22 protein-coding genes are annotated in these 25,308 nt (G+C 32.9%); 7 read left to right on the forward strand and 15 right to left on the reverse strand.

Translation table 11 applies throughout. The annotated features are described in order from the left end of the window. Positions 1–4: 4 nt before the first annotated feature. The 6 genes from H0Z29_09270 to H0Z29_09295 are packed head-to-tail and all read right to left on the reverse strand — an operon-like array spanning position 5 to position 8,244. Positions 5–385 carry a DUF1844 domain-containing protein gene (locus tag H0Z29_09270; GenBank protein MBO8131687.1) on the reverse strand — a complete coding sequence of 127 codons (381 nt, stop codon included), beginning with the start codon at positions 383–385 and terminating at the stop codon, positions 5–7. Positions 386–406: 21 nt separating this feature from the next. After that, positions 407–2,503: an ATP-dependent DNA helicase RecG gene (gene recG, locus H0Z29_09275; protein ID MBO8131688.1), complete on the reverse strand. Its 2,097-nt coding sequence runs from the start codon at positions 2,501–2,503 to the stop codon at positions 407–409. An 8-nt stretch (positions 2,504–2,511) separates the two neighbouring features. Next, positions 2,512–3,876, reverse strand: a complete 1,365-nt coding sequence (locus H0Z29_09280; GenBank protein ID MBO8131689.1) for a hypothetical protein — start codon at positions 3,874–3,876, stop codon at positions 2,512–2,514. Between the two features lie 10 nt (positions 3,877–3,886). After that, the gene (locus H0Z29_09285; GenBank protein ID MBO8131690.1) at positions 3,887–6,550 is read right to left on the reverse strand and encodes a valine--tRNA ligase; all 2,664 of its coding nucleotides are present in this window, start codon (positions 6,548–6,550) and stop codon (positions 3,887–3,889) included. A 14-nt stretch (positions 6,551–6,564) separates the two neighbouring features. Further along, complete coding sequence (locus H0Z29_09290) at positions 6,565–7,101, reverse strand: cyclic nucleotide-binding domain-containing protein (protein ID MBO8131691.1); 537 nt, start codon at positions 7,099–7,101, stop codon at positions 6,565–6,567. A 6-nt stretch (positions 7,102–7,107) separates the two neighbouring features. After that, positions 7,108–8,244: an ion transporter gene (locus H0Z29_09295; GenBank protein ID MBO8131692.1), complete on the reverse strand. Its 1,137-nt coding sequence runs from the start codon at positions 8,242–8,244 to the stop codon at positions 7,108–7,110. A 131-nt stretch (positions 8,245–8,375) separates the two neighbouring features. On the opposite strand from H0Z29_09295, the gene H0Z29_09300 reads away from it, so the two are divergent. Then, entirely contained in the window at positions 8,376–9,977 is a 1,602-nt protein-coding gene (locus tag H0Z29_09300) for a tetratricopeptide repeat protein (GenBank protein ID MBO8131693.1), read from the forward strand. Between the two features lie 104 nt (positions 9,978–10,081). On the opposite strand, the gene H0Z29_09305 is transcribed toward H0Z29_09300, so the two are convergent. Further along, complete coding sequence (locus H0Z29_09305; GenBank protein ID MBO8131694.1) at positions 10,082–11,236, reverse strand: hypothetical protein; 1,155 nt, start codon at positions 11,234–11,236, stop codon at positions 10,082–10,084. 38 nt (positions 11,237–11,274) lie between these two features. On the opposite strand from H0Z29_09305, the gene H0Z29_09310 reads away from it, so the two are divergent. Genes H0Z29_09310 through H0Z29_09320 form a run of 3 tightly spaced genes read left to right on the forward strand, consistent with a single transcriptional unit; the run spans position 11,275 to position 14,014 of the window. After that, on the forward strand, positions 11,275–12,069 hold the full coding sequence (locus H0Z29_09310; protein ID MBO8131695.1) for an RNA methyltransferase: 795 nt from the start codon (positions 11,275–11,277) through the stop codon (positions 12,067–12,069). Beyond that, positions 12,035–12,886: a CPBP family intramembrane metalloprotease gene (locus H0Z29_09315; protein MBO8131696.1), complete on the forward strand. Its 852-nt coding sequence runs from the start codon at positions 12,035–12,037 to the stop codon at positions 12,884–12,886. The genes H0Z29_09310 and H0Z29_09315 overlap by 35 nt, the downstream gene beginning before the upstream one ends. A gap of 3 nt (positions 12,887–12,889) precedes the next feature. Continuing rightward, positions 12,890–14,014 carry a glycosyltransferase gene (locus H0Z29_09320; protein ID MBO8131697.1) on the forward strand — a complete coding sequence of 375 codons (1,125 nt, stop codon included), beginning with the start codon at positions 12,890–12,892 and terminating at the stop codon, positions 14,012–14,014. A 5-nt stretch (positions 14,015–14,019) separates the two neighbouring features. Here H0Z29_09320 and H0Z29_09325 read toward each other — a convergent pair whose 3' ends face one another. Beyond that, entirely contained in the window at positions 14,020–15,117 is a 1,098-nt protein-coding gene (locus H0Z29_09325) for a glycosyltransferase (protein ID MBO8131698.1), read from the reverse strand. A gap of 2 nt (positions 15,118–15,119) precedes the next feature. Then, positions 15,120–16,799 carry a hypothetical protein gene (locus H0Z29_09330; GenBank protein ID MBO8131699.1) on the reverse strand — a complete coding sequence of 560 codons (1,680 nt, stop codon included), beginning with the start codon at positions 16,797–16,799 and terminating at the stop codon, positions 15,120–15,122. Positions 16,800–16,859: 60 nt separating this feature from the next. Between H0Z29_09330 and H0Z29_09335 the strand changes: the two genes are divergently transcribed. From H0Z29_09335 to H0Z29_09345, 3 genes are read left to right on the forward strand one after another with little or no spacing between them, the layout of a single operon-like run. Then, positions 16,860–17,390, forward strand: a complete 531-nt coding sequence (locus H0Z29_09335) for a cobalamin B12-binding domain-containing protein (protein ID MBO8131700.1) — start codon at positions 16,860–16,862, stop codon at positions 17,388–17,390. After that, positions 17,359–18,225 carry a radical SAM protein gene (locus H0Z29_09340; protein MBO8131701.1) on the forward strand — a complete coding sequence of 289 codons (867 nt, stop codon included), beginning with the start codon at positions 17,359–17,361 and terminating at the stop codon, positions 18,223–18,225. Before H0Z29_09335 ends, H0Z29_09340 begins: the two co-directional genes overlap by 32 nt. A gap of 2 nt (positions 18,226–18,227) precedes the next feature. Further along, a complete protein-coding gene (locus tag H0Z29_09345) occupies positions 18,228–18,782 on the forward strand; it encodes a DUF4416 family protein (GenBank protein MBO8131702.1) in 555 nt (184 codons plus the stop codon). Here the strand turns inward: H0Z29_09345 and H0Z29_09350 are convergent. Genes H0Z29_09350 through H0Z29_09375 form a run of 6 tightly spaced genes read right to left on the reverse strand, consistent with a single transcriptional unit; the run spans position 18,779 to position 25,255 of the window. Beyond that, on the reverse strand, positions 18,779–19,555 hold the full coding sequence (locus H0Z29_09350; protein ID MBO8131703.1) for an ABC transporter ATP-binding protein: 777 nt from the start codon (positions 19,553–19,555) through the stop codon (positions 18,779–18,781). The genes H0Z29_09345 and H0Z29_09350 overlap by 4 nt on opposite strands. Continuing rightward, positions 19,545–20,282: an ABC transporter ATP-binding protein gene (locus H0Z29_09355; GenBank protein MBO8131704.1), complete on the reverse strand. Its 738-nt coding sequence runs from the start codon at positions 20,280–20,282 to the stop codon at positions 19,545–19,547. Before H0Z29_09355 ends, H0Z29_09350 begins: the two co-directional genes overlap by 11 nt. Beyond that, entirely contained in the window at positions 20,263–21,075 is an 813-nt protein-coding gene (locus tag H0Z29_09360; GenBank protein MBO8131705.1) for an ABC transporter permease, read from the reverse strand. Before H0Z29_09360 ends, H0Z29_09355 begins: the two co-directional genes overlap by 20 nt. Next, on the reverse strand, positions 21,068–22,036 hold the full coding sequence (locus H0Z29_09365; protein MBO8131706.1) for an ABC transporter permease: 969 nt from the start codon (positions 22,034–22,036) through the stop codon (positions 21,068–21,070). The genes H0Z29_09360 and H0Z29_09365 overlap by 8 nt, the downstream gene beginning before the upstream one ends. After that, positions 22,036–23,763 (reverse strand): hypothetical protein, encoded by a 1,728-nt coding sequence (locus tag H0Z29_09370; protein ID MBO8131707.1) that lies wholly within the window; start codon positions 23,761–23,763, stop codon positions 22,036–22,038. Before H0Z29_09370 ends, H0Z29_09365 begins: the two co-directional genes overlap by 1 nt. Next, positions 23,708–25,255, reverse strand: a complete 1,548-nt coding sequence (locus H0Z29_09375) for a response regulator (GenBank protein ID MBO8131708.1) — start codon at positions 25,253–25,255, stop codon at positions 23,708–23,710. Before H0Z29_09375 ends, H0Z29_09370 begins: the two co-directional genes overlap by 56 nt. Between the last annotated feature and the right edge of the window lie 53 nt (positions 25,256–25,308).

The raw sequence follows: 25,308 nt of genomic DNA on the forward strand, positions 1-25,308 counted from the left end.
ATAACTATCCTTTATTTTTATCTTTTTTATTTTTCTCTCCAGATTTTTCTCCCTTTTTATTCCGATTATCTTCTTTCTTTTTCTCTTCTTCCTGCTTTTTTGATGCCTCCTTCTCCTCTTTCAATTTTTCATCAACATAGTTCATTTTCAATTCTGAAATAGTCTTTTCAATAAATAACGACTCCTCATTATCAAGATTACCTTTTGTTTTAATTCTTATCATATCAAGTAAATCGATAGTAAAAGAAGCTTCCTGAAGATTTTTCTCCAGTTTCCCCGAGATGGGATTGATATGCTTACCAAGCTGTATCCAGCAGTTTGCAGCAAGAGACTGCACAAGACTTAAAAATAATGCTTTGTTCTTATCATTGGGATCATTACTCATAGCTGCACCCCTCATAATCCCTTACAATACATCTATGTATTCCATATATTCAGAATAAAATTTTAATAAGTGCTCTCTTATATTGATGTTTTCCTGCCTTCTTAAATGAGGGTCTTCTTCGAGTAATCTAAAAGCCTCTTCCCTTGCCTTTTCCAAAATATCACTATCCTGAATTATTTCAGCAATTTTCATTTTCGGAAATCCATGTTGTTTGGGACCAAAAAACTCTCCAGGACCACGTAATTTAAGGTCTTGTTCAGATATTTCAAAGCCGTTGTTAGTCGATAGCAATACACTCAATCTTTTCTCTGAGTTTTCTGTCCTTTTATAAGGTACTAGTATGCATATCCCTTTTCTTTTACCTCTACCTACCCGACCTCTTAATTGGTGAAGCTGAGTAAGTCCAAATCTCTCGGCATTTTCAATTAACATTATAGTAGCATTGGGATTGTCAATACCAACTTCGATGACAGTTGTACATACAAGTATTTTTATTGTTCCATCCATAAACTTTCTCATCATCTCATCTTTTTCAACCGATGACATTGCACCATGTAATAAGCCCACATTTATATCTCTGAATACTTCGTTTTTTAATCTTTCATACTCAGCCACCGCTGCTTTTAACTCAATTTTATCTGATTCCTCAATCAATGGATAAACTATATATACCTGTTCACCTTGAGCTACTCTTTCTTTAATAAATTCATATACAACATGAAGTTTATTTTTATATACAAGTTTTGTAACTATCTTTGCCTTATTTACTGGCATCTCATCAATTACCGATATATCCATATCTCCATGTACAACCATACTCAAAGTTCTTGGTATTGGAGTTGCGGTCATAATAAGAACATCTGGATTAAGTCCTTTTCCTATTAACCTGCTCCGTTGTGCCACACCAAATCGATGCTGTTCATCAATTATTACAAGAGATAAATTCTTGAATTTCACTCCCTCCTGTATCAGTGCATGAGTACCCACTATTAACTGAATTTCACCTTTCTTGATATCTTCAAGTATTTCGTTTTTCTCTTTTCTCGATTGACCGCCGATTAAAATACCAACTTTAATCCCCACTTTATCACAATAGTTTCGTAATGTTCTGTAATGTTGTTCAGCAAGAATTTCTGTAGGTGCCATAAAAGCTACCTGGTATCCATTACCAATTGCTATACCAGCTGTTAAAAGAGCTACAATAGTCTTTCCAGAACCTACGTCCCCCTGGAGAAGTCTATTCATAATCTCATCAGATTTCATATCATTCCATATTTCTTTTAAAACCCTTTTTTGAGCACCTGTTAATTCAAATGGCAGAGAATCATATATAGACTTAACATAAGGTCCTACCGTCTTATATTTATAAGCTTTTTTATTCTTTTTAATACCTTTTCTCTTTAGTCCGAGCAACAGCTGAAGGAAAAATAGCTCTTCGAACTTAAATCTTGATATTGCCTTATCTAAATCTTCTCTGGAATCAGGGAAATGAATTTGGGCAAAAGCTTTATTTATTTCAGGGAAATCATACTTTTCAAGTATTCCACCAGGGAATATCTCTTTAATCGAATTGTTCAGATTTTCTACTAATGGTTTCATTATTCTTCTGAAGCCACGACTATCAAGTCCGCACTTCTTCAATGTTATTGTGGTAGAATATAAAGGTATTATTCTCGCCGTATGGATGGTATCGAGTTCATCCTTCTCAAGTTTATCAAAGTCAGGATGAGGCACAATTGGAGTATTGTAATATTCTACTCGACCGCTAAATGCAACTGTATCTTGGTTTTTGAAAACATTTTTGATATAATTTATACCATTAAACCAGACGCAGGATATAACCCCTGTCTCATCTCCAACAAGTATTTGGTAATATTCCCTCTTCCTCTTTATAAGACTTTGTGATAATACTTTCCCAATAAAAGTGACTTCTTTGCCTATAGGTAACTCTGAAATCTTTAATAGATTACTTCTATCAATATACTTTCGAGGAAAATAGTATAATAAATCGAGCAGTGTATTGATGCCCTCCTTCTTTAAAGCATTTGCTCTCTTTTCACCTATGCCCTTTAGGTATTTTACTGGAGTATCTGGATTGATATTTATCGTTTTCGCCACTTATCCTATCAATAACTGTGAGTGTATATATATTCTATAATAACTTCACCTTCCCCATTTATTGATAGTGGAAAAATAATTTGATCTTCCTGAGGCTTGGAGTATTTATGAGTTGATGATTTTATATAATTGTTGCCCGGAAGTTGATCTATAATTTCTACCTTCTGTTCTTTTTTACCTCTATTTATTACTTTTATTTGGACAGTTACTGTCTGTGATCTTGGTCCACTTTTAACTTTTTCCATTATTCTTCTATCCAGGCTGACGTCAAATGACTTTCCAGAACTGACAACAAGAGTATCGTTTACAGGTATATTTCCAACATTATCGCTTCCGAGAAATTCAAGCATACCATCTTCATCTTTTTTTAAAACTGATAGCTTACCTGCAGGTAAAGGTATACCAAGCCCTGACGATTTAATATTGTGTATTTTATAATACACATTAAGATTTTTTCTCCCCTGCCAGCTTATGCTATTAAATTCTCTGAGTAATTTATTAACTCTTACTTTTTTATATTCGAAATATGGAATTTCTTTTGTTTCATGTGGTCTTAAACTTATAGGTTTATCAATTTCAAAAATATAATTTTCCTCAATTTCTCTTTCCTCAATCTTAAATGGTTTTTGTACTGATTGCATAGCAAAGGCAGGAAGAGAAGCTGGCATTCTTTCTTCAGCTCTTCTTTCCTTTAAATTAATTAAACCTGCAATTAGCTTTACTTTAGAATTATAAAATTCCATATCGTTACCGTTTTTAATTACAAAGTATGACGAAAATAGCGCATCCTTATCTTCATTAGAGGGAATTTCAAGAAGGTATCTTGCAAACCAATTAACATTTTTTAAAAGGTAACTAACCTCATAAGGATATTCACCACTGACTTCACTAAAAACACGCCATTTTAGAACTGGTTTCAAAGGTAGCTTAGCATTATCCGTAGCCAAGATTATACTTCTTATATTTTTTTTATCTATTATTGAAATTTTCTTATTATCGCATTCCAGTATAAGCTCATTTCCCTCCTTTTTTACCAATTTGGCTTTTAATGACTTGCCTCCAACCAATTCCAGTTCAATCAATTTACCAGTAGCCTCTTCCAATAGTTCATAAATATTTAAAACTCTCTTTGACAAACTTTGCTCAATAAGAAATATATCTTTATTAAGAAATCTAATGTTTATGCTATTCTCTAAAATTGCATCTGTATATTTGTCATAAATAATTTCCATTTCACCTTTTTTAAAGGTCTCTTTTCTTCTCTCTCTGACCATTCCCACATTTTTATTATAGATTGTTACGTAGTAGTCAACTGGTAGTAAAATCGTCGTTAAAATGGAAAGAATAAACATTAAATAGAGAAGTTTTTTCATTTTTTAATCCCTATGAGCTTGTAAGCTCTTGCAGGTGACTTTTTAATCTCCTTAATTTCTCAGTCACTGATATCTCTTTCTCCTTTTCTTTTTTTACTACTTCCTTAGGAGCTTTTTTCACAAAATTCTCATTGGATAACTTTCTTTGAACACTTGAAAGGAAACCTTCAACTCTTGTTATCTCCTTTTTCAGTCTTTCTATCTCAGCTTTGACGTCAATAACGCCTTCAAGCGGTATATAAAACTCATTTCCTCTAACTATGACAGAAGTACATGGCAATGGTTTTCCAATATCTTCAGACATACTGATATCACTAACCTTAACCAATCTTTTTATATAATTCTGTACAGTTTCATCATACAGTATGGATGTATATTCATAATTTTCATCAGTTTTAATAAAAAGTTTTACTACCGTCTGGGGTGGGATATTCATCTCACTCCTGGCTGTTCTCAGTGAAACTATAACTTCTTTCACGAAGTCAAATATTTGCTCCTCTGCCAGATTAATAAAATCACCATTGACCTTTGGCCACTCCGATACGACTATATCCGGCTCATCTGATTTTTTTATTTTCTGATAAATTTCTTCTGTAATGAAAGGTGCGTAAGGATGGAGTAGTTTTAATAAAGTTTTCAGAACAAATATTCCGGTTTTTAATGCTACCTCCCTTTCAAACTCGATTCCTTCATATAGTCTTTCCTTTATTAGTTCAATATACCAATCACAAAAGTCTTTCCATGTAAAGTTATATATTATCCTTGCTACTTCATCAAATCTGTAATTTTCAAGACCTTTATTCACATTTTTTATTGTATTATTTAATCTTGACAGTATCCATCTGTCGGCAAGCTCGAGCCTCTCCAGTGCGATATCAAAATGGTTGTATTTATTTACATCATCAACATTCATTAATAAGAATCGAGATGCATTCCAGAGTTTGTTTATAAAATTTCTGCCCACTTCAATCCTTTCTTCAGAGAATAATATATCCTGTCCCTGAGGAGCTATAAGCATTGTGCCATATCTCAAAGCATCTGCACCATACTTTTCTATGAGTTCAAGTGGATCAGGCGAATTCCCGAGGGATTTGGACATCTTTCTACCTTTTATATCCCTTATAATCCCGGTAAAATATACATTCTTAAAGGGGATATCTCCGATAAATTCAAGCCCAGCCATTATCATCCTTGCAACCCAGAAGAATATTATATCAGGACCGGTAACAAGATCATCCGTTGGATAAAAATTCTTCAATTCAAGTGTTTCATCGGGCCATCCCATTGTCGAAAATGGCCACAACCACGAACTAAACCATGTATCAAGCACATCTGGATCCTGATACACCTCACCTCCGCATTCAGGACATCTCTGTATGTCTTCCATTAGAGCATCATACCAGCTACACTTCTTGCAATAAAATACAGGTATTCTGTGTCCCCACCACAGCTGTCTTGAAATGCACCAATCTTTTATATTTTCCATCCAGTGGAAGTATGTCTTGTACCATCTTTCCGGATAAAATCTTATTCTCTTTTCTTTTACTACCTCTATCCCCGGTTTTGCAAGAGATTTCATTTTTACAAACCACTGCTTGGAGAGGAGTGGCTCCACCATGACGCCAGCTCTCTCTGAATACCCGACATTATGGACGTAACCTTCGACTTTTTCGAGCAATCCCAGTCTTTTCATTTCGTCCACAATTATTTCCCTAGCAGCAAATCTATTCTTACCTTTTATTAGGTAACCGGCATTTTCATTCATCGATGCATCGGGATTCATTATTATAATTTTCTCAAGATTATGCCTCTGTGCAATTTCGAAATCAACAGGATCGTGAGCAGGTGTTACCTTAACAGCTCCTGTTCCAAACTCCGGTTCTACAACCTCATCGGCAATAATAGGAATTACACGATTGACAATTGGTAAAATCGCTTTTTTACCTATATACTTTCTATATCTCCCATCATTGGGATTTACTGCAATAGCTGTATCCCCTACCATTGTTTCAGGTCTTGTCGTTGCGACCACCAGATAGCCATCTTCATCTTTCAATGGATATCTGAAATACCACAGATGTCCCTTTGTCTCCTTATATATAACTTCCTCATCCGATAAAGCTGTCATTGTTGCTGGACACCAGTTGATAATCCTTTCACCTTTATAAATAAGGCTTTTTTTGAAAAGGTCTACAAAAACCTTTCTTACAGCCTTCGATAATCCCTCATCAAGTGTGAACCTTTCCCTCTCCCAGTCCAGTGAGCAACCAAGCTTTTTAAGCTGAGTCGTTATAATATTTTTATGCTTTAATGCCCAATCCCATACAAGCTTTACAAAATTATCGCGTCCAAGATCATGCCTTGTCTTCCCTTCCTGCTTTAACTTCTTTTCAACTACAACTTGTGTGGAAATACCTGCATGATCAGTCCCAGGTAGCCAGAGCGTTTCATATCCTTTCATTCTTGCTCTTCTTACCAAAATATCTTGAATAGTGTTATTTAATACATGCCCCATCGTAAGAATACCTGTAACATTTGGAGGTGGTATCACAATGGAGTATTTTTTCTTTTTACTATTTGGGTCTGCATGAAAATAACCTTTTTCAAGCCAATATTTATACCACTTATCTTCAATGTTTCTGGGATTATATACCTTTTCCATCTTGATGCTCATATTTTCTCCCCTCATTAGGATATTTCGTCAACCAGCAGGCTAAAGGCTGTAGATAATTTTAATATATTCATGTTTGCTTGTTTAAGCCTATCAGTCATTACAGTCGCAATATTCTTTATAACTTTGTAACCGACCTCAGGATTTTTCTCACATATTGAGAAAAAATCAACTTTTGTGATCCTTCCCACTATACAATCAGTCTTTGCTTTAACGGTAGCAGACCTTTTATCATCTTTTGTAAAAAGGCACATCTCGCCAAAAAATGGATATTGACTGCTGGATAGCTTAATCAAACCCTTCTCCCGGGTATCAACATCACTATTATCTATTTTTAAAGTAAGAGCCTGAGATATCTCTACCTCTCCCTCAAGAAGTAGCAATATGGAATGACCAATATCACCTTCTCGCAGTATTGTTTCATCCCTATCAAAGTGAATTAACTTCATTACAGAGAAAAAGGGATTAATTTCTTCTACATTTAATCCGCTAAAGATGAAGAAGTTTTTTAAATACTCTGGCGAATAATCTTCGTTGGCTATAACTCTACTCATATACTATCACTTTAGTATTATTACCTGTTCATTTTTTTTGACTATATAGTCACCATTTGGATTTAGATGCACGGCTTCCCTTTTTTCTTCCTCAAGTTTTTTACCTGCCTGCTTGAGTTTCTTTTCTATAAAAGCATCCAGAAATGATGTGTCTGCTGAGAGAAATTCAGATATCGATATGCTTTCTTTTTGTGTGATGAGACCAAGTGGTAAAATTGCTTCTTTATCAACAAGATAACTGAATAACTCTTTGTAAGGTTTACCAACAAAGCGAGAAGGTATTGATATTATTTCTATTCTATTTTTCGAATCAAAGGTCAAAAGATTATTTAATACTTCAAGCATAGACGGATTATATACCTGACTTGCTATTATAAAGCTTGAGAATTGATCTTTCACAAATACCTGATCCGCCTTTGCTCTTCTCACATGGGGTGCATTTTCTGCATCCAGTATACACGCAAAAACCCTTACTCTTGGCCACGTGGATTTAATGTTTAGTGTTGTAAGAATAGTTTTTTCATCAGCATCCTGGGGATCGCTGCTTATAAGATTTGGAAGTATTATGACAAGCTTTGCCCTTTTTATATTAGTCATCTCAAGCGACGGTATCTTTGTAATGTCACCATGAACAAACTTTATTTCTCTACCAGGGAACCTGCTTATAATACCTGATATCTCATGAGGCTGTAACTGGTTTAAAATAACTACCGGAGTTTTTTCTTCTGTTTTCAATTTAAAAATCATATCAAGAACCTCATCTGCCTTATCATACCATCCACAAATAACTATATGATTTTCCAGCTTTATCTTACCCAACCCTTGATCCTCCCTAATTCTTCTTGCCACAAATATTGACGAAATTGTGGCTGTTATTAATGAAAGGAGCGATATCCCGGTGAACATTATTAAAATAGCAACGATCCTTCCACCTGTTGTTATGGGCTTTATGTCTCCGTACCCCACTGTGAAAACTGTTACTAATGCCCACCATATAGAATCCCAGAGATTTCTATATTCCGATGAATTGTCACCTCTTTCAATTAAATAGACCAATATAGATGCCAGAGTTATAAGACAGAAAAATGTAATAAAAACATAAAATAGATTAGAACGAAATATAACTTTAATATTGTATTTCATATAACCTTATCTAAAATTCTAAGAGATATTAGTTAAATATAATTTGAAAGTCAATAAGGTAGACTTAAGGTAAAGTATTTGATTTATAAAATAAAATTTTAAAATTAAACGGAATAAAAAGTGGAGCAGTTATGAAGAAGGTTATTATATTTTTACTACTTGTCTTCGATTTAGTTTTATTTAGTCAGCAAACAAACAAAACCTTAGATTCAGTAAACACAAAATTAGACAGTATGATAAACTCCTTAATGGGAATAAACGAATACAAGTTCCAGAATTCAGTTGTACGAAAAGCTTATGGGGATGTAAGTACTTTGAGGCAATTCATTATAGACTCGCTGACTCTGGAGTTCCAAGAAGACATACAGACATTCCTTGACTCCATATCAACAGCTTTTCATGATTCTCTATCACAAATACAATCAGCTGTTGATAGTCTAAAGACCCTACTGGATTCACTAAGATCAAAATCCTTAAAAACAATGACTACAACATACTCAAAAGAAATAGAAGAAAAACATTTTAAATATATTGAGGATGTCCTGGCTATAAAATTTATTTCTAAAAGACTATTTAAAAAGTTTTTAAAACCAAAGGAAAATATATATGATTATCAGATTAAACTTATAAACAGTTATCTTGATCATTACTTTCCGATGGAGAATTCGGATAAAGTATACTACATGATGATCAAACACCAGATCGAACAATCAAAATTTGAGGATGCCGGGTTCAATATATTAAAATTTTTATTCATATTTACCGATTCACCTATTTACAGGGAAGCGAAAAAATACTGTGATAAGGTGATCAACTCAGAAAAATATTTCAGAGAATATCTGGTCAGCTACCGCAACTTAATTAAGACCATAAATCCTGAGGAACCTCTTGAGAAAAGATATTATAATTTCCTGATAGGAATATATTCTTTCACTGATAAAAACGTACAAAAACATTTTAAGTCTGAGGTAGATAGATTCTTTAACCTATTTCCCGAGTTAATATACAATTCTGATTTGATTATGAAAAAGGCAAAAATTCTTGAGAAAGAAAAAGCATACAAAATGGCAATTCTTAATTACAAAAAAATCTTAAGATTCTATCCAGATAGCCCCCATTATTCAAAAGCAATGTTTAATATAGCTCTAATATATGAAAAATACCTTGATGCACCTGACCTTGCGATCAATTACTATAAAAGGATAGAAACTCTAACACAGCAGGATAGTATTACAGCACTTGCAATTCTCAGGAAATCACATATTTTGAAAAACGTATACAAGGATTATATATCAGCATATAATGAACTTAAAAAATTAGTAGAGAGGATGCCCCATTCTCCATTTGCCCCAAGAGCCTTAATTGAATGCGGAAACCTGCAAAGTGTCTATTTTGGAGATACAAAAAAAGCTTATGAGGATTACTATATTGTCTATAATCACTATCCTAATTCAATCGAGGCTCCCGAGGCATTATACAATTGCGGGAATCTCCTCTTAAATCAAAAAAATTATTTTGATGCCTTAGAGATATTCCAAATTCTATACACGGAGTATCAAGGCACGAAATACGCATTATCAGGACTAGCAACCTCAGGGGAGATTTATGATAAATATCTAAAAGATATTGATAAAGCTCTTGAAATCTACGCAAAAATTATTACAGACTATCCAGACTCAAAGGAATCAAAACGTGCAATGAAAAGAATGAAAAAGCTGAGTAAAAAGAGATAGCGAATATATTGAGAACTAATGAATATTAAAAATTTTATAATCCTGACTTAGAATTAATAAATCTAACATTTCCAACTGGCAATTTTCAATTTACATTATGATATCTACTTCGATCCTTCCAACATTGTCATGGGATCATAAAACGATTCAGCCAGCATAATAACCTTTGAAAGTCTAAAAATTTCTTTTCCCCATTCACCAGGATTTTTCCATAATTTATAGAATTTTAATTCATTGTCTAAAATTGAAGTTGTACAAAGGTAAACGTTGCGATAATATTTCACAATCTTCTTATAAAAATGCATGCTCTGTTCATAAGAAATAAGACCATCGTTTATACAATGTAAGAGAAAAAAAGGCACTTTACTTTTAAAGTCCTCTCCAGATGTGGATAAATTAGCTAATATATTCATTAAACTTTCCTGATTTGGTTTGAAGTAGTTATAATAAACGCTATCTTCCCCATTGTAAAAGCTTAGAAATAAGTTCTTTTCGTTATCACTCAAATACCTATATTCCTGTAACCCTTTTGCAATATTTCCCTTTAAAAAAGAGAGAACTACACTTTGTATAGATGGAGATAGCTTTATCCCGAGCTCTTTCTTAAAACTATTCAAAAATAGCAACCTATTAAATCTTTGGTTAATGTCGATTCCGTCATCAATTCTTTTTCTTTTAAAATTCCTCATAATTACATTTCTAAAATGTGCATAAAGATCAAAGCACCCACCTATAAAAAATAAAAAACGAAGATTACTCAGGTTTTCTACCCTGCCAAGAGCTTTTATTACAGCGGGAGCAGAATAATGGAATACAAGAATACCGACTTTATAATCGATAAGTTTTTTTAATAAAATCTTTAAACCTATATTTATGTTTTCATAAAATTTTCTATCTATCTTATAGTTAATTGTACGGAATATCTTCGGTAAAAATATTCTGTATCCTTCTGACGCAAGAACATATGCAAGTGTAAACAATCTATTATCAGTAAAGCCCTCCCTGCTAAATCCAGGGATAAGAATTATTGCTTTATCACTTTTCTTTTTTCTATCCTCAAAATAAAAACACTCAATAGGCTTCCCATTATAGCTAATCGAACGAATATCCCTTATGATTGTCGATGTAATACTCTTTATACTTGAAAAACTCTGCAATTTTAATAGTACCCTGACGGAACTGTAAAAAGAAGTGAAGAGTTGTGGATAGTTTCTTATATTATGTGTTATTTTGAGCTTGTTTTCACTATTAATTAACATATATGAATTTATTAAAATTGGATTTAAACAAAAAGGAAATGAAAAGTTCTCTATCAAAATCTGAATTAAAGAAGATAAAAAAATTAGCTCAGAAAAAATACAGACAGATTTATAAGGAGTATATTGCTGAGGGGATAAAAGTTGTTTACGAAGCTTTGAAAGCTAATTCCGAAATCAAGCATATAATAATTTCAAAAAATGCTAAAATTGAAGATAAGGAAATAAGCAAAATAGAAAGTCTGGCTCAAAGTAAATCCATTTCTATTATTACAGTAGATAAAAAAGACTTTAACTACATATCAACAATGGAAAATCCTGAAGGAATAATGGCTATAATTAAGATAGGAGATTATAACAAATCAGGTGTGATAACTCTTCCAGCTATTTACCTTGACAGAATAAACGATCCTGGAAATCTCGGAACAATTATCAGAAATGCAGTATGGTTTGGTATCCCGGCTGTAATAACTTCTCTTGAATCGGTTGACATTCTAAATCCAAAAGTTGTAAGAGCTTCAATGGGAACTATCTTTTTTATTAATTATCTGCAAAACATAAATTTCAACTTTTTCATCAAAAAATATTGCAACAGCGGTACAAAACTTTTCATAGCAGATATAAACGGGCAGGATATATCCGAAGTCAACGTCGATGATAATAACTATTTATTAGTTCTTGGAAGTGAATCACATGGTATTTCAAATGAAATAAAAAAATATCCACATCAAAAGGTTACTATTTCATTACTTGGAAAGGGTGAATCATTAAATGTAGGTACAGCAACGGGGATAATTTTATATGAATTTTCAAAAAAACTCGGAAGAAGAAATTAAAAATCACCAAGGTGATAAGCTACCACGTTTTATAACAGCAATTCTTTTGTCCATTGGAGGAATGGTACTCGGCATAATCTTCTCATTGGTTTTTGTATATTTTATTCTGGAAGATGTATCCGTAGAAAATGCAAACAAAATTGGACTTCTTGTCGGAGAAATTTTTATTCCAGTTCCAATTATAATATGGGCTGCTAAAAGAAAAATAAATTTTATGTACCTTTTCCGCATTAAAACTACCGGCATTAAAGGCAGATTTATTGTTTATACAATAATACTTGGAATTGGACTATCTATAATTACAGATGAGTTAGACAGAATCATTCAGAAAATATTTCCGGCGTCTGCTAAGCTATCCTATATCGAGCAATTTATGAAAATTGATAGTTTTGCAACCGCCGCCTATCTAATCATACTTGCGCTGATTCTGGCACCGCTGATTGAAGAGATGATTTTTAGAGGATTTTTATTAAAAGTATTTGAAAGAAGTTTCCGAGATATTACAAAAGCCGTTCTTTTTAATGCTTTACTATTTGCAATCTTTCATTTTAATCCATGGTGGTTTGTTCAAATATTTGTTATTGGTATATTTATGGGTTACTTAGCCTGGAAAACGGATTCAATCGCTCTATCATTCTTTTTACATTTTTGTATTAATGCAATGTCTCTATTATACATAAACGCTGGCAGTAAGATTATATCTATTTATGAAGTCAATGGTCATGTCAGTCCTGTTTTTCTCGTGATTGGACTCTTGCTAACTTATATAGGAATAAGGTCAATAAATAGTAAAATACCCTATATTGAACGGGGTTAGAATATGGTATATAAAATCGTGCCTATAATTTTTCTGGCTTCACTATTCATATATTGCTTATCTGTTTTGATATACATCATTGGAGCACGAGTTCGTGAAAATAGAAACTTATCTACAAAGACACAGAGAGTAAGCGTGATAGTTTCTCTGAAAAACGAAGAAAATCGAGTTGATAAGCTGGTGGAATATTTAGTCAATCAGGATTATCCCAAAGAATACTACGAAATAATAATCATAGATAACAACTCAACCGATAATACATACAACAAACTATTGAGCTATCAGAACAAATTTCCCAATCTGCGAGTTTTCACAACAAGAAATATAAACTCTAACCTGAGATTCAAGAAACAGGCAATCGACCTAGGAATAAAAAATGCATCAGGAGATATTATACTTTCCACTGATGCCGATTGTCATATCAAAGAAAAATGGATATCCACGATGGTAAAATATTTCAATGACGATATAGGATTTGTCATAGGCTGTTCACTATTAAAACATAAAAACAATCTATTTACCATGCTCCAGTCACTTGATTTTATGCTACTTATGAATGCAGCAAGATCAGTTGCTAATCTTGGTATTCCATGGGCGTGCAACGGACACAATATCGGTTTTAGAAAATCACTTTATGAGAAAATAGGTGGATATTCTAATATAGCAAGACTTGTTGGGGGCGATGATTCTGTTTTTATGAATCTTCTAATAAAAAAAACTAAAACTAAAGCTGTTTTTGCTGATGATAAACACTCATGGATTACAAGTGATACACTAACAAGTCTTAAAGATTTCCTTTTTCAAAGAATCAGGTGGTCTACCGATGCCAATTATATGCACAAAATAAACCCAGTATTTTTTACTGTAATATTAGCAACTTTTTTATCCAATCTATCCTTTTTAATCATGCCAGTATTTTCATCATTTATACCATATTTTATTGGCGGAATACTTTTAAAATTCTTTCTGGAATTCATACACTGTTATCAATCGCTTAAATTCTTTAATGAAAAAGGGTTAGTTAAAGTTTTTCCTCTCTGGTTTATTCTTGAGATTCCGTATATAGTATTTATGGGTATATTAAGTTTCTGGGGCAATAGTATAAGCTGGTACAGGAATCGAAAGTAAGAAATCTATCTCCAAGATGAGAGTCTGAAGATAGAGCCAATAAAAGCAGAGGTTATCATAACTATAGGATATAATACCCAGAGAATAGGGTAATATTTTATCAAATCAGTGGCTTGAAAAATTTTTACTCCTCTATAAACTGGTAAAAATTCAATTAAGAATTTTACCGCTAAACAAACAACTGGTATCACTACATAACCCGTTAGAAAAGAAAGCAATAGAAATAGATGGAACAGGAACGCGTTTGCCGCAAATAAAAAATAATCCATGGGCAAATAAAAGGCTTTGCTATTCCTGCGTAACTGCTGAAAAAAGTATTTTATTCCAAACTTTTCCGGTTCAGTTATTACAAAAGAATCAGGAGATGTATTATAAACAAATTTATAGTTGGTTTTTTCTAAAATGCTCTTGGATAAAAAGAAATCATCACCTGAGGCAATATGTTTATTATCCTCATATCCTCCAACTTCATAAAATACTTTTTTTCTATAAGCCAAATTTCTGCCATTAGAGTGAAACGGTTTATTTATATTAGAGGTTGCCAGAGCCACTATTGACTCACATACAGCATCGAATCTTTGTATTTTATTTATAATACCTCTGCCTTTTCTAACCGGACTATGACCCAGAATCATTCCTACATTTTCATTATCAAAAAATTTTACCATACTGTGAATCCAGCCACGAGGGACTATACAATCGGCATCAGTCGTAAGGATTATATCTCCTTTACACTTTTCTATACCAAAAGTTATAGGTCTCTTTTTTCCCTTTATCGACTTGTCAGTAATTTGATTTCTATAACAGAACCAGTTTGCATTTTTTTTAACATATTCCCTCATAATATCAAAAGTATTATCCTCTGATTCATCATCAATTAATACAACCTCGTATTTATCTTCCGGATAGATGAGCCTTGTAAGACTCTCCAGCAAATTTTTTATAACACTCTCCTCATTCTTCGAACAAACAAGAATTGATATAAAACCATTAAATTTTTTCTCTGTGCTTAATTTAGTACGTTTTCCCGCCAAAAAATAAATAGTCATTAATGTAATAAAGTATAAAGAAGCTGATATAATCAGAAAATAATTTACTATCATTACTAAAAATCTAAAATGAAACCAAAGGAAAAATAATGGTCTATATTAATCTCACCTTTAAATTTACTATTTACCAGTGAATATTTAAAATATAGTATTTTCTGATTAAATATCTCGTAATTATATGAAATATTTAAAATGTTCGTTCTTTTAAGGGAACCCATCAGCCACTTCGTTTTATAATCCAGTTCTTTATCCCTCAGCTCATAATTAATTCTCGGATCACCTCCATAGTATCGTTCCTCAGTGTCTTCTCCATGCAGTACTCGGGTAAAATCCAGATAGACCTGGCTCCTTGGTCCTGGTAAAATCTCAATCATGGAGAATATCACCTGTGAATTTGGTCCATAGGGAAAACCAAGACAATATCCAGCATTTGTATAGTTTGTTGTAATGGTTTTATGTGAATAGGTCCAGGGATGTACTGCTGTATATTCTAAATTCAGATTCACAGGTATCTTATAAATATAAAAGATTTTAAATATTCCAGCTTGTATTGCAAATTTATTTGCCCACCAGTCCCTCATCATATAGTAAAATGATAATTCATCCAATAAAAACGAAAAATAAAATATTTCATTTTTAAATGCCGATATTTTAATATCGAATGAAAGAAGAGCATTATCTCTATCTTGCAGGTGATGCTCAACAGCACGGAAAAAACTAACAGGATTTAGATAACCAAGATCAATATTTCTATCTCCATATACGATAAAGTCGTTCAATCCAATATTTGTCTTCAATACGGGAATAAATATATCAATTCTATGACCGACAAAATACTTTGATCTACTCCTTGTTTCAATCGACGCAGTCCTATAAACGGTGCTATCATTTAACAAAGAGCCATGCATATACGACAATTTCAACTTCTTATATTTAAACTGGAAAAAAATATAGGGCAATTCAGGTACATTTCCTGACAATAATATGCTATTTGACTTTGACACCCCCCATACTGGAGAATGATAGAAAAGTCCTACTTTTAGATTTTTACCATATATTATGAGAGAACTTTTCAAGTTATCGAAATGTCCAATTTTACCCTCAGGATCGGTAGTTTCATATGCCCCTTTTTCTTCAGGCTCCAGATCGGTATAATTTTTATTTATCAGTTTATTAAACGCGCCAAAATTGAGATAAGCATCGATATATCTGAAAAAACCAGCTCGCAATATCCCATATCCTCCCAGGATTGTTCTGAAATTCCCATTTTTCCACTGATTTCTACTAATAAGTCCAAAATCAAACCATATAAAGCTTGTGTCTGTCTCATAAATAAATAAATGTCCTTCCTCCTGATATTTTTTACGAGAAAAGCTACCCTTTAAAAATTTTGAGAAACCTCCGTGCTGGTAGACTGGAATAAAATAATTTGTTTCTTTATTCAAATCAGGATGATAAGCATTTTTTAATTCATATCTATAGTCTGCCATCAATTCTAAAAGCATTTCCTTTTCTTTCTCATTCAACATCTGTGAATTATCAAAGGATTCTTTCAGATATATTGCTATTTCATCACGACTCAATGGCAAAACCCCATCATCAAAGGTCTCTATAATTCCCTTTGCCTCCATCCTTTTAAGAAATACATATACGGGATCACTGATATCCACTGGAATTTGGGAAGCAAAAACTGAGGGTATAAATAATATCAATACCCAAAAAAACAATCTTTTCATGGTGAAAATATAATTTTATGTATCGAAAATAGCACATGATAAATTAACTTTTATATGGATATGAAAACTAAAAGGTGCAAAATACTACTTGTAAATCCATGGATCTCTGATTTTACCGCCTATGACTTATGGTCAAAACCCATCGGTTTATTATATATTGCTAAATTTTTGATAAAATATGGTTATGAAGTAGAACTACTCGATCTAACTGACCGTGCCAGATGGGGCGGTTTAAAGGATAATAGATACAGTGATGGTAGAGGAAAATACTTTAAAACAATAATAGAAAAGCCCGAAGCCGTAAGGCATATACCGAGAAGATTTGGTCTTTATGGAGCAAGACCTGATGATGTTATGAATTATTTAGGAAAAGCTGAAAAGCCGGATATAGTACTTATGACTTCAATTATGACATACTGGTACCATGGTATAATCTATACGGTTAATTTATTAAAACAGTATTTTGGTAGTTTCAAATTAATTCTCGGTGGTATATATGCTACTCTTTGTCCAGAGCATGCGAAAAATGTAATAGTGCCGGATTTTCTTGTAGCACATTATGGTGAAAAAAAAAGCTTTGCAGATAATTGACAGTTTAACGAACGCTGAAAGAGATTATTCAAAAATACCTGAATTTGATGACAGTGGTATGCTGCCATGGTTCTTATATAATAATATTGAATATGCCGTAATCCTAACATCTCGTGGATGCCCTTTCCATTGTTCTTATTGTGCTACTCGATTTCTAAATACTGCATTTACCCGCAGGAATACTGAAGATGTAATTGAGGAGATTGTTTACATAAATAACCATTATGGAGTAAAAGATTTTGTCTTTTACGACGATGCGCTTTTATATAGAAAGAAAGAGCACATATTTCAAGTATTAAATGGATTAAATAAAAGGGGGATAAAGGTTCATTTTCATACTCCAAACGGATTGTTTGTCAGGGAGATTGACCAAGAAACAGCTGAGTTGATGAAAGAAAGTGGATTCAAAACAATAAGATTGAGCGTGGAGACAGTTTCAGAAAAATTTTTACAAAAATCTTGTTATAAGATAAACCGAAATCTTGTTAAAGAGGCTATAGAAAATTTAAAAAAAGCGGGTTACAAAAATTCACGTATTGAGGTTTATTTGATGGTTGGTATGCCGGGGCAAAAATTTGATGACGTAATCGAGAGCATAAAATTTATATCGGATCTCGGTGCAGTTTCTCGCCTATCATACTATTCACCCATTCCACATACTAAGGATTGGGATATTATTCTGGAAAATACATCAATACCGCTCAATGATGACCCAATATACACAAATAACACTGTCTACCCATACTATAATAATGATTTAACCTGGCAAGAAATAGATCAATTAAAACTGATAGCTAACGAATTAAATAAAAAAGCCATTGAGAGTGAGGTATAGCTATGGCAAAAATAAAAGAGTCCCCTTTTGCTCATCCATTTTTCGCAATAATGTATAACAAAGTTGAAGATTTTAATAAAACAGTTTCCAAAGTAAAATCTAAATATGGTGAGATACTTGCGATTGGTGATGAATTCAAAGTCATTGATTTTACTGATTATTATGTAAAAGAATTCGGTGAGAATTTAAAAAAGCGATTTATGATATTAAAAAATGCTGTGAAAATAGATAATTACTATCGAACAAAAATATGGTCAAATGAGCTGGAGTATAACCTGTATGATGAATGGATAAGCGATAAAAGAATAATAAACCTTGATCCGGGCTACTTCACTCCCTCCAAACTCATCCTGTACTCAACTAAAAACTATTCCCATAGGATGTATATCAATGACGGTATATATGCTGAGGTAACACTTATATACGAGCACAATGATTACAAATTTCTACCCTGGACATATCCGGACTATAAATGGGAAAAGAATATTCAATTTTTAAAAACATACAGGAATAAAATAGTCGAGATGTCACGAGATAAAAATTATTCCATATATTAGTAAACATTATCCGGATTAATTAAAGATAACAGCTTGGATATATAAAGATTATCTGTGCTATTTAAAACATATTCCTTTTTACCTGATACTATAATCAGTCCATCCTCAATAATCGAAATATAATCTGAATATCTAAAAGCAAAACTTATATCATGTGTTACCATGAATATCCCTGTATTTTCATTCAGCACAAGTTCTCGAAATGTATTTCCAATTATTTTTTTATCTGCATAATCAATCCCGGTTGTTGGTTCATCAGCAATAAGAAACTTAGGCCTTCTCGAAAGAGCAAGTATGAGCGAAAACTTTTGTGCCTGACCTCCAGATAATTCATAAGGATATTTTTTAAGAATTTCATTGTGGTTTTTAAAACCGAATTTGTCAAATAAAAATTCTACCCATTCGTTATTTCTATAATCAACAAGATCTTTTAAATGGTCCCCACATCTTAGAACTGGATTTAAAAATCTCGAAGGTTCCTGAAAGGATATAGAAATATGACTGCCCCCTATTCTGGAAATCTCTTTTTCATCAAGCAATAGCAAATTAACAAAATTCCCATTGCAATTAAAATTTATATTCCCTTTAATCTTATATCTTTTATCAAGTAATCTCGCTATTGCATGGCAAAGGGTTGTTTTTCCGCTTCCACTTTTCCCAAGCAAAGTTGTAATATATCCAGATTTTATTTTTAGTGATAAATCTTTAATAATTGGTAAATCTCTATCATTTAATCTAACATTTAGATTTTTTATCTTTATTTCACAATTCACTGCCAAAATCCTTCTTAAATTCATCAATAGAGTAATGCTTTTTAATAGCACCATCTTCAATTTGAATAACCCTATTCGCCATTGCTATTATTGTAAATATATCATGAGTTATTAGAAGGTAACTAAGATTGTAGTCTATCCTGATACCATTCAATAGTCTTATCAGTTCTATCTTTGTGAAATGGTCCTGTGCAGTAAATGGCTCATCAAGAATCAACACATCTGGTTCAGATAAGAGAGCCCTTGCAATACAAACTCTCTGAAGCTGCCCGCCACTGAGTTGATAGGGACATTTATCAAGGTAATCTTTTTTGATAGAGAGTTTGATTAATATATTATGAAAATCTTTATCCATATTATTTTTGTATGCATCAAGAAGCTGTTTACCTATTTTCCTTGTAGGATGTAGAGACTGAAAAGGGTCCTGAAAAATTGGTTGTATTTTCCTCATTAGCGAGATACGTTTTTTGCCCCTGATTTGAAAAAGATTGTAACCCTTAAAAAAAACATCACCCGATAACGGTCTTATATGACCAAGTATTATTTTCATTATAGTCGATTTTCCGGCAGCAAGCTTACCAAAGATTGCAAGGCATTCTCCAGAGGATAGCTCAAAGGAAATATTATTAATAGCCTGAAAAAATTCCCTTCGAAAGATTCGACCTCTTCTCGGATAATATGCTGATAAATTATTTACCCTCAACAAGCTATCTTTGAATGAATCCACCAATTTCCTCCTCAAGATTATCAGAAATTTGAGAAAGGGAAATATTAATTAGCAAAATAGTTATACCTGTAAAAATAGTAATCCAGAATGTATTAACAGGATCAATAAGAGTTTGCCTTAATAACGTTCCAAGACTTGCCTCAGGTGATTGAAACCCAAGTCCAAGAAAACTTAAACTGACCTCGACAAGGATAAATGTTGCCAGATTAAGTGTGAAAGAAACCAATATCTTACCCCTGATTAATGGAAAAATATAGTTCATCAATATCTTAATCCTATTCAGTCCAAGCGAAAGAACAGCTTTATAAAATAGTTTCTCTTTAATAATCTTAACTTCGCTCCTTATAACTCGAGCCGTATCCACCCACGAAAAAAAACTTATAAACAGAAAGACTATATAGACCTTACCCCAAAAAATACTCGATAATAATAAAATTATAACTAATTTTGGGAAACCAAGAAGCATATCTACAATTCGCATTATTATCTCATCAAACATTTTAGATGTAAAACCAGAAAGTAAGCCAAAAGTTGTTCCCAGAAAAACAGACATGAACGCAGCAAGAGCTGCAACTTTTAGCGTATTACCTGTTGCTCTTGCCAATCTCGCTAGTAAATCACGTCCATAAATATCAGTTCCAAGAGGATGTGTTTTTGATGGAGTAGATAAGGTTTCAGATAAATTCTGTGTGTATGGACTCTTTTCATAAAAATAAGGAAATATAAAAACAAAAACTAAAATTATAGTTAAAATAGATATTTGGATCTTTAGCCTGGAGAAATTATTACTCATTCAAACCTACTCTTGGATCTATTTTGTACAAAATAATATCAATAAAAAAGTTAATCATAATCACAGCCATGAAAACGATTGTTGTTATAGCCATAATTACTGGATAATCTCTCGACAAAGCTGAGGAGACCAGTAATCTACCCATGCCAGGCAGGGAAAAAACCACCTCAACTGTAACAGCACCGCCTATAATAAATGGAGTAGCAGTGCCAATTAAATTAATAATTGGAATCAAAGCATTTTTAAAACAATATTTAAAAAGTATTCTCTTTCTGTTTATACCTCTTCCAAGGGCACCTACTACAAATGATGAAGAAAGCGATTTGATCATCGATTCGCGAGTGTATTTTGCAAAAACTGCCATGATGGAGAGTCCAAGTGACAAAATGGGTAAGGTAGCATGATATAAGTAATCCATAGTTCTCTCTAATACGTTCAATTGGTCATGATAAAGGCTTTTTAACTGTGATGATGGAAATAATCCTAATGTATATGAAAATATTAATGATAATAGTACCCCGGTCCAGAATGAAGGAAGACTATAAAAAACTATAACGAATATGTTAGATAGTTTATCAAAAATAGTATTTTTTCTAACTGCACTAAAGACTCCTAGTATACACCCAATAACAGTACCAAAAACTAGTCCTGATGTAGTGATAAAAATTGTCGGGAGTAAAGCATTTTTAATCAGTAAAATAACAGGCTTAGAATAAACAAGTGAGTACCCAAAATCTAACTTAAACAGATTTAAGATCCAGTTGAAATATTGTATAATTAAGGGTTTATTCAATCCAAATGTCTCAACTAAATGTTGTTTCACTTCTTCCGGTAAATATGGATTCACATAATTGGAAACGGGATCACCCGGAATAATGTGTATTATAAAAAATACAACTGTTATTCCCGAGAAAAATATTATTATGGAAATAAGGAGTCGCCGAAGAAAATAGGCGACCATTAAAATCTATCCCTTTTTAATCTTTCTCCAACAGGTATCCACCAATCTTCAATATTTATAATTGCTCCACGAACATCAAATTTTGTGTTCTTATACCTTTTATCAATAGCTATACATTGATATTCGTAATATAACCACGTGTATGGTAGCTCATAGGAAAGTTTCCGAGATATTTTATTCCAGTATTTTTGTGATTCCTCGTAACTCATTGCACTAAGCGCCATATCTTCAAGATAATCATATTCTTTAGAAAAATAACCCGTAAAGTGAAATGGGAAAAAAAATGTTTTACTGTGAAATAAAGGTGTTAAATATACTTTTAATCCCACACCCCATCCTATAAGGGCAGCATCATACTGTCTGGTTGGCAAAATATATCCAAATAGATATGCAGGTTCTACAATTTTCGGGATTACCTTGACACCTATTCTGGACAATTGATCCTGTATAATAGTAACCGCCTGTTCACGATTGGTATTCCCCGCATTTGTGTATATTTCAAAAGAAAACTCTAAATCTCCCTTCTCAAGAACATTATCTCCATCCTCATCAATCCAACCTTCTTCTTTCAGAATTTCCTTTGCTTTCTCTGGATTATATTCCCATTTATATACTGCAGTATCATTGTAAACAGGCCAGATGGGCGGTATAGGTCCATCAATTGCTCTTGCCAGTCCCTTTAACACTACCTTTCGAATTTCCTCTCTATTGATTGCCATTGTTAATGCTGCTCTTACTCTTTGACTTGAAAATAGTCTATGGGGTTCTAAATCACCTATTTTTTTGATGTCCTTTTTATTATTTTCATTGAAAACTGTAATATAAGAATCAGGTTCATATAAATTCCAGCCAATAAAATCATATCTTCTACCAAGAATACGCCTTAATTTAATATGCGACCTTTTATTTATGGATAATTTTTCAAGCATTACATAATATCCCTGGCTAAGGTAATATGCCATATCAATTTCTCTATTTCTCAACTCGTTAAAAATAGTTCGTTCATCTGGCAAAATTTTGAAAATGACCTTATCTAGATAAGGTTTATTCTCTTCATAGTAATTCTGATTTCTAACAAGAGTGATTGATTGCTGGAAATCCCACCTTTTAAATACGAAAGGTCCAGTCCCGACTGGATTCTCACCAAATTTTGAATTCCTAATTTCAGAAGGAGTCATATCTTTTAATAGATGTTCAGGTACAATATAACCCTCTACAGCATCCATTAACATTGTGTTATATCTTTTTCTAAAATGATATATAACTGTAGAATCATCTGGAGCTTCTACACTTGCTATATAAGTTTTATAAGTAATACCATTCCAGCCTATTTCCGGATTGGTCTGCAGTTTATGAGTAAAAATAACATCCTTAGATGTAAACCTAACACTATCATGCCAGAAAACGTTTGTATGAAGATGAAAAATAATACTTAAGCTATCTTTTGAAAACTCCCAGCTTTTTGCAAGCCGTGGATGAAAAGTTCTTAAATCTTCATTTATATCAGCAAGTTTATTAAAAATTAGAGATATAATGTCATAGGATAACTGGGAAACTGCTAATAATGGATTTAGGGTCTCAGGGTCTGTCCTGATCCCAATTATTACGCTACCACCCTGCTGAGGTGCGGTCTTTTTCTCCTTTTCTAAGATTTGCTTTCTGTGGCATGAACTAACCAGTGTGATTATCAGTAGTAGAAGCAGACTTATTTTTAGATTTTTTTTCACTCTTTTCTCTTATCCTCTGAACCACCTTCCTTGACGATTCACTAATCACAGATACTAAATTATCGATTGAAAATGGTTTTCTCAATACATAATCGGCATAATCAGTAACTTTTTTATCATCTTCTTCCTTAATATTCCATCCAGTTAATAAAATGACAGTGGTATTTTTATTGATTGATTTTATTTTTCTTGCGACATCAAAGCCTGACATTACAGGCATCCCAAGATCCGTCAGGACTACGTCATACTGCTCATTTTTAAACTCTTCGATTGCCTCCTTTGGATTTTGAAAAGTAGCGACATTGTGTCCAAATTCCAGCAATATATCCCTAATAACCTCAAGAATATATTCTTCGTCATCAATTGCCATTACGTTCAGGGGGATGGTCTCTACCTTTTCTTCTTTTACTATTTTTTCCCTTTCAGTTTTCTTTCCAGTCGGAAGTGTTAAAATTATGGTAGTGCCTTTACCAACCTCACTTTCTATTTCGATCATTCCGTTATGACTTCTTATAATACCATATACCTCGCTCATGCCAAGTCCAGTACCCGCATGTCCTTTTGTGGTAAAGAAAGGATCAAAAATCTTTTCCTTGACTTCATCGGACATCCCCACACCTGTATCTCTAATATAAATCTTAACAATATTGTTAAAATCTTCTGCCCTTATCTCAATAATACCCCCCTCTGGCATCGCATCAACTGCATTGAAAATAATATTTGTAAAGGCGTTCCTGAGGTCTGATTCATCACCGATTACATGTATTTCATCACTCATCTCAATTACTGGCTCAATTATCATTCCTTTTTTATCTGCCAGCTCCTTCCATTTCGGTCGAGTCATCTCTATTACATCAGTTACCAGTTCTTTTAAATTAATTGTTTTGAATTCTTTTGACTTCCTTGTTCTGGAGAATTCCTGAATTTTTGCCACTTTTGATGCCCCATCGAGAGCTGATTTTTCAATCATATTAATTTGTTTTAACAGATTCTTGTCTTTAACAGTTCTTTTCAATAACTGTATCCTTCCAAGGACTCCAGTCAATACATTGTTAAAATCGTGGGCAACACCAGAGCTTATCTGACCGAGGGCAATGAGTTTTTTGGCAAGATATGATTTATTTTCTATTTCTAATGTTGTAGTGACATTTCTTGTAACAATAATGAAACCAACAAGTAATCCATTATCATCAGTAATTGGGTACGTTCTTTCCTCAAAATGCTCGCCTATCTTTTCATCATAAAAAGTTATAGAAACCACCTTGCCAGTTTCATAAGAAGCAAACAAAGGACAATCAACACACGGACTTTCACGACGATGAAAAATCTCATAGCACTTTTTACCCTGGATTGATAATCCCATACCAAAAACAACTGTAGCGGACCTATTTGCCTCAACAATGTATAAATCCATATCCACAAGAGCTATCTGATCAAAAGTCTTATCAAAGATAAATTTATATTTATCTGCTACACTTTCCAGATACTCCATACGAAATATAAGTTAATAAATAATTTGTATTTTAAAATAGTTAATTTTAGAGC

The sequence above is a fragment of the Candidatus Neomarinimicrobiota bacterium genome, from assembly GCA_017656425.1.
Classification (GTDB): domain Bacteria; phylum Fidelibacterota; class UBA2242; order UBA2242; family B5-G15; genus JACDNV01.

Coding starts and splice junctions, on each gene's coding strand:
- H0Z29_09310 (MBO8131695.1), top strand. CDS start 11,275: ATGAAAAGTTCTCTATCAAAATCTGAATTAAAGAAGATAAAAAAATTA.
- H0Z29_09270 (MBO8131687.1), bottom strand. CDS start 385: ATGAGTAATGATCCCAATGATAAGAACAAAGCATTATTTTTAAGTCTT.
- H0Z29_09300 (MBO8131693.1), top strand. CDS start 8,376: ATGAAGAAGGTTATTATATTTTTACTACTTGTCTTCGATTTAGTTTTA.
- H0Z29_09330 (MBO8131699.1), bottom strand. CDS start 16,799: ATGAAAAGATTGTTTTTTTGGGTATTGATATTATTTATACCCTCAGTT.
- H0Z29_09285 (MBO8131690.1), bottom strand. CDS start 6,550: ATGAGCATCAAGATGGAAAAGGTATATAATCCCAGAAACATTGAAGAT.
- H0Z29_09320 (MBO8131697.1), top strand. CDS start 12,890: ATGGTATATAAAATCGTGCCTATAATTTTTCTGGCTTCACTATTCATA.
- H0Z29_09345 (MBO8131702.1), top strand. CDS start 18,228: ATGGCAAAAATAAAAGAGTCCCCTTTTGCTCATCCATTTTTCGCAATA.
- H0Z29_09295 (MBO8131692.1), bottom strand. CDS start 8,244: ATGAAATACAATATTAAAGTTATATTTCGTTCTAATCTATTTTATGTT.
- H0Z29_09340 (MBO8131701.1), top strand. CDS start 17,359: ATGGTGAAAAAAAAAGCTTTGCAGATAATTGACAGTTTAACGAACGCT.
- H0Z29_09335 (MBO8131700.1), top strand. CDS start 16,860: ATGAAAACTAAAAGGTGCAAAATACTACTTGTAAATCCATGGATCTCT.
- H0Z29_09305 (MBO8131694.1), bottom strand. CDS start 11,236: ATGTTAATTAATAGTGAAAACAAGCTCAAAATAACACATAATATAAGA.
- H0Z29_09360 (MBO8131705.1), bottom strand. CDS start 21,075: ATGAGTAATAATTTCTCCAGGCTAAAGATCCAAATATCTATTTTAACT.
- H0Z29_09315 (MBO8131696.1), top strand. CDS start 12,035: ATGAATTTTCAAAAAAACTCGGAAGAAGAAATTAAAAATCACCAAGGT.
- H0Z29_09365 (MBO8131706.1), bottom strand. CDS start 22,036: ATGGTCGCCTATTTTCTTCGGCGACTCCTTATTTCCATAATAATATTT.
- H0Z29_09290 (MBO8131691.1), bottom strand. CDS start 7,101: ATGAGTAGAGTTATAGCCAACGAAGATTATTCGCCAGAGTATTTAAAA.
- H0Z29_09375 (MBO8131708.1), bottom strand. CDS start 25,255: ATGGAGTATCTGGAAAGTGTAGCAGATAAATATAAATTTATCTTTGAT.
- H0Z29_09280 (MBO8131689.1), bottom strand. CDS start 3,876: ATGAAAAAACTTCTCTATTTAATGTTTATTCTTTCCATTTTAACGACG.
- H0Z29_09325 (MBO8131698.1), bottom strand. CDS start 15,117: ATGATAGTAAATTATTTTCTGATTATATCAGCTTCTTTATACTTTATT.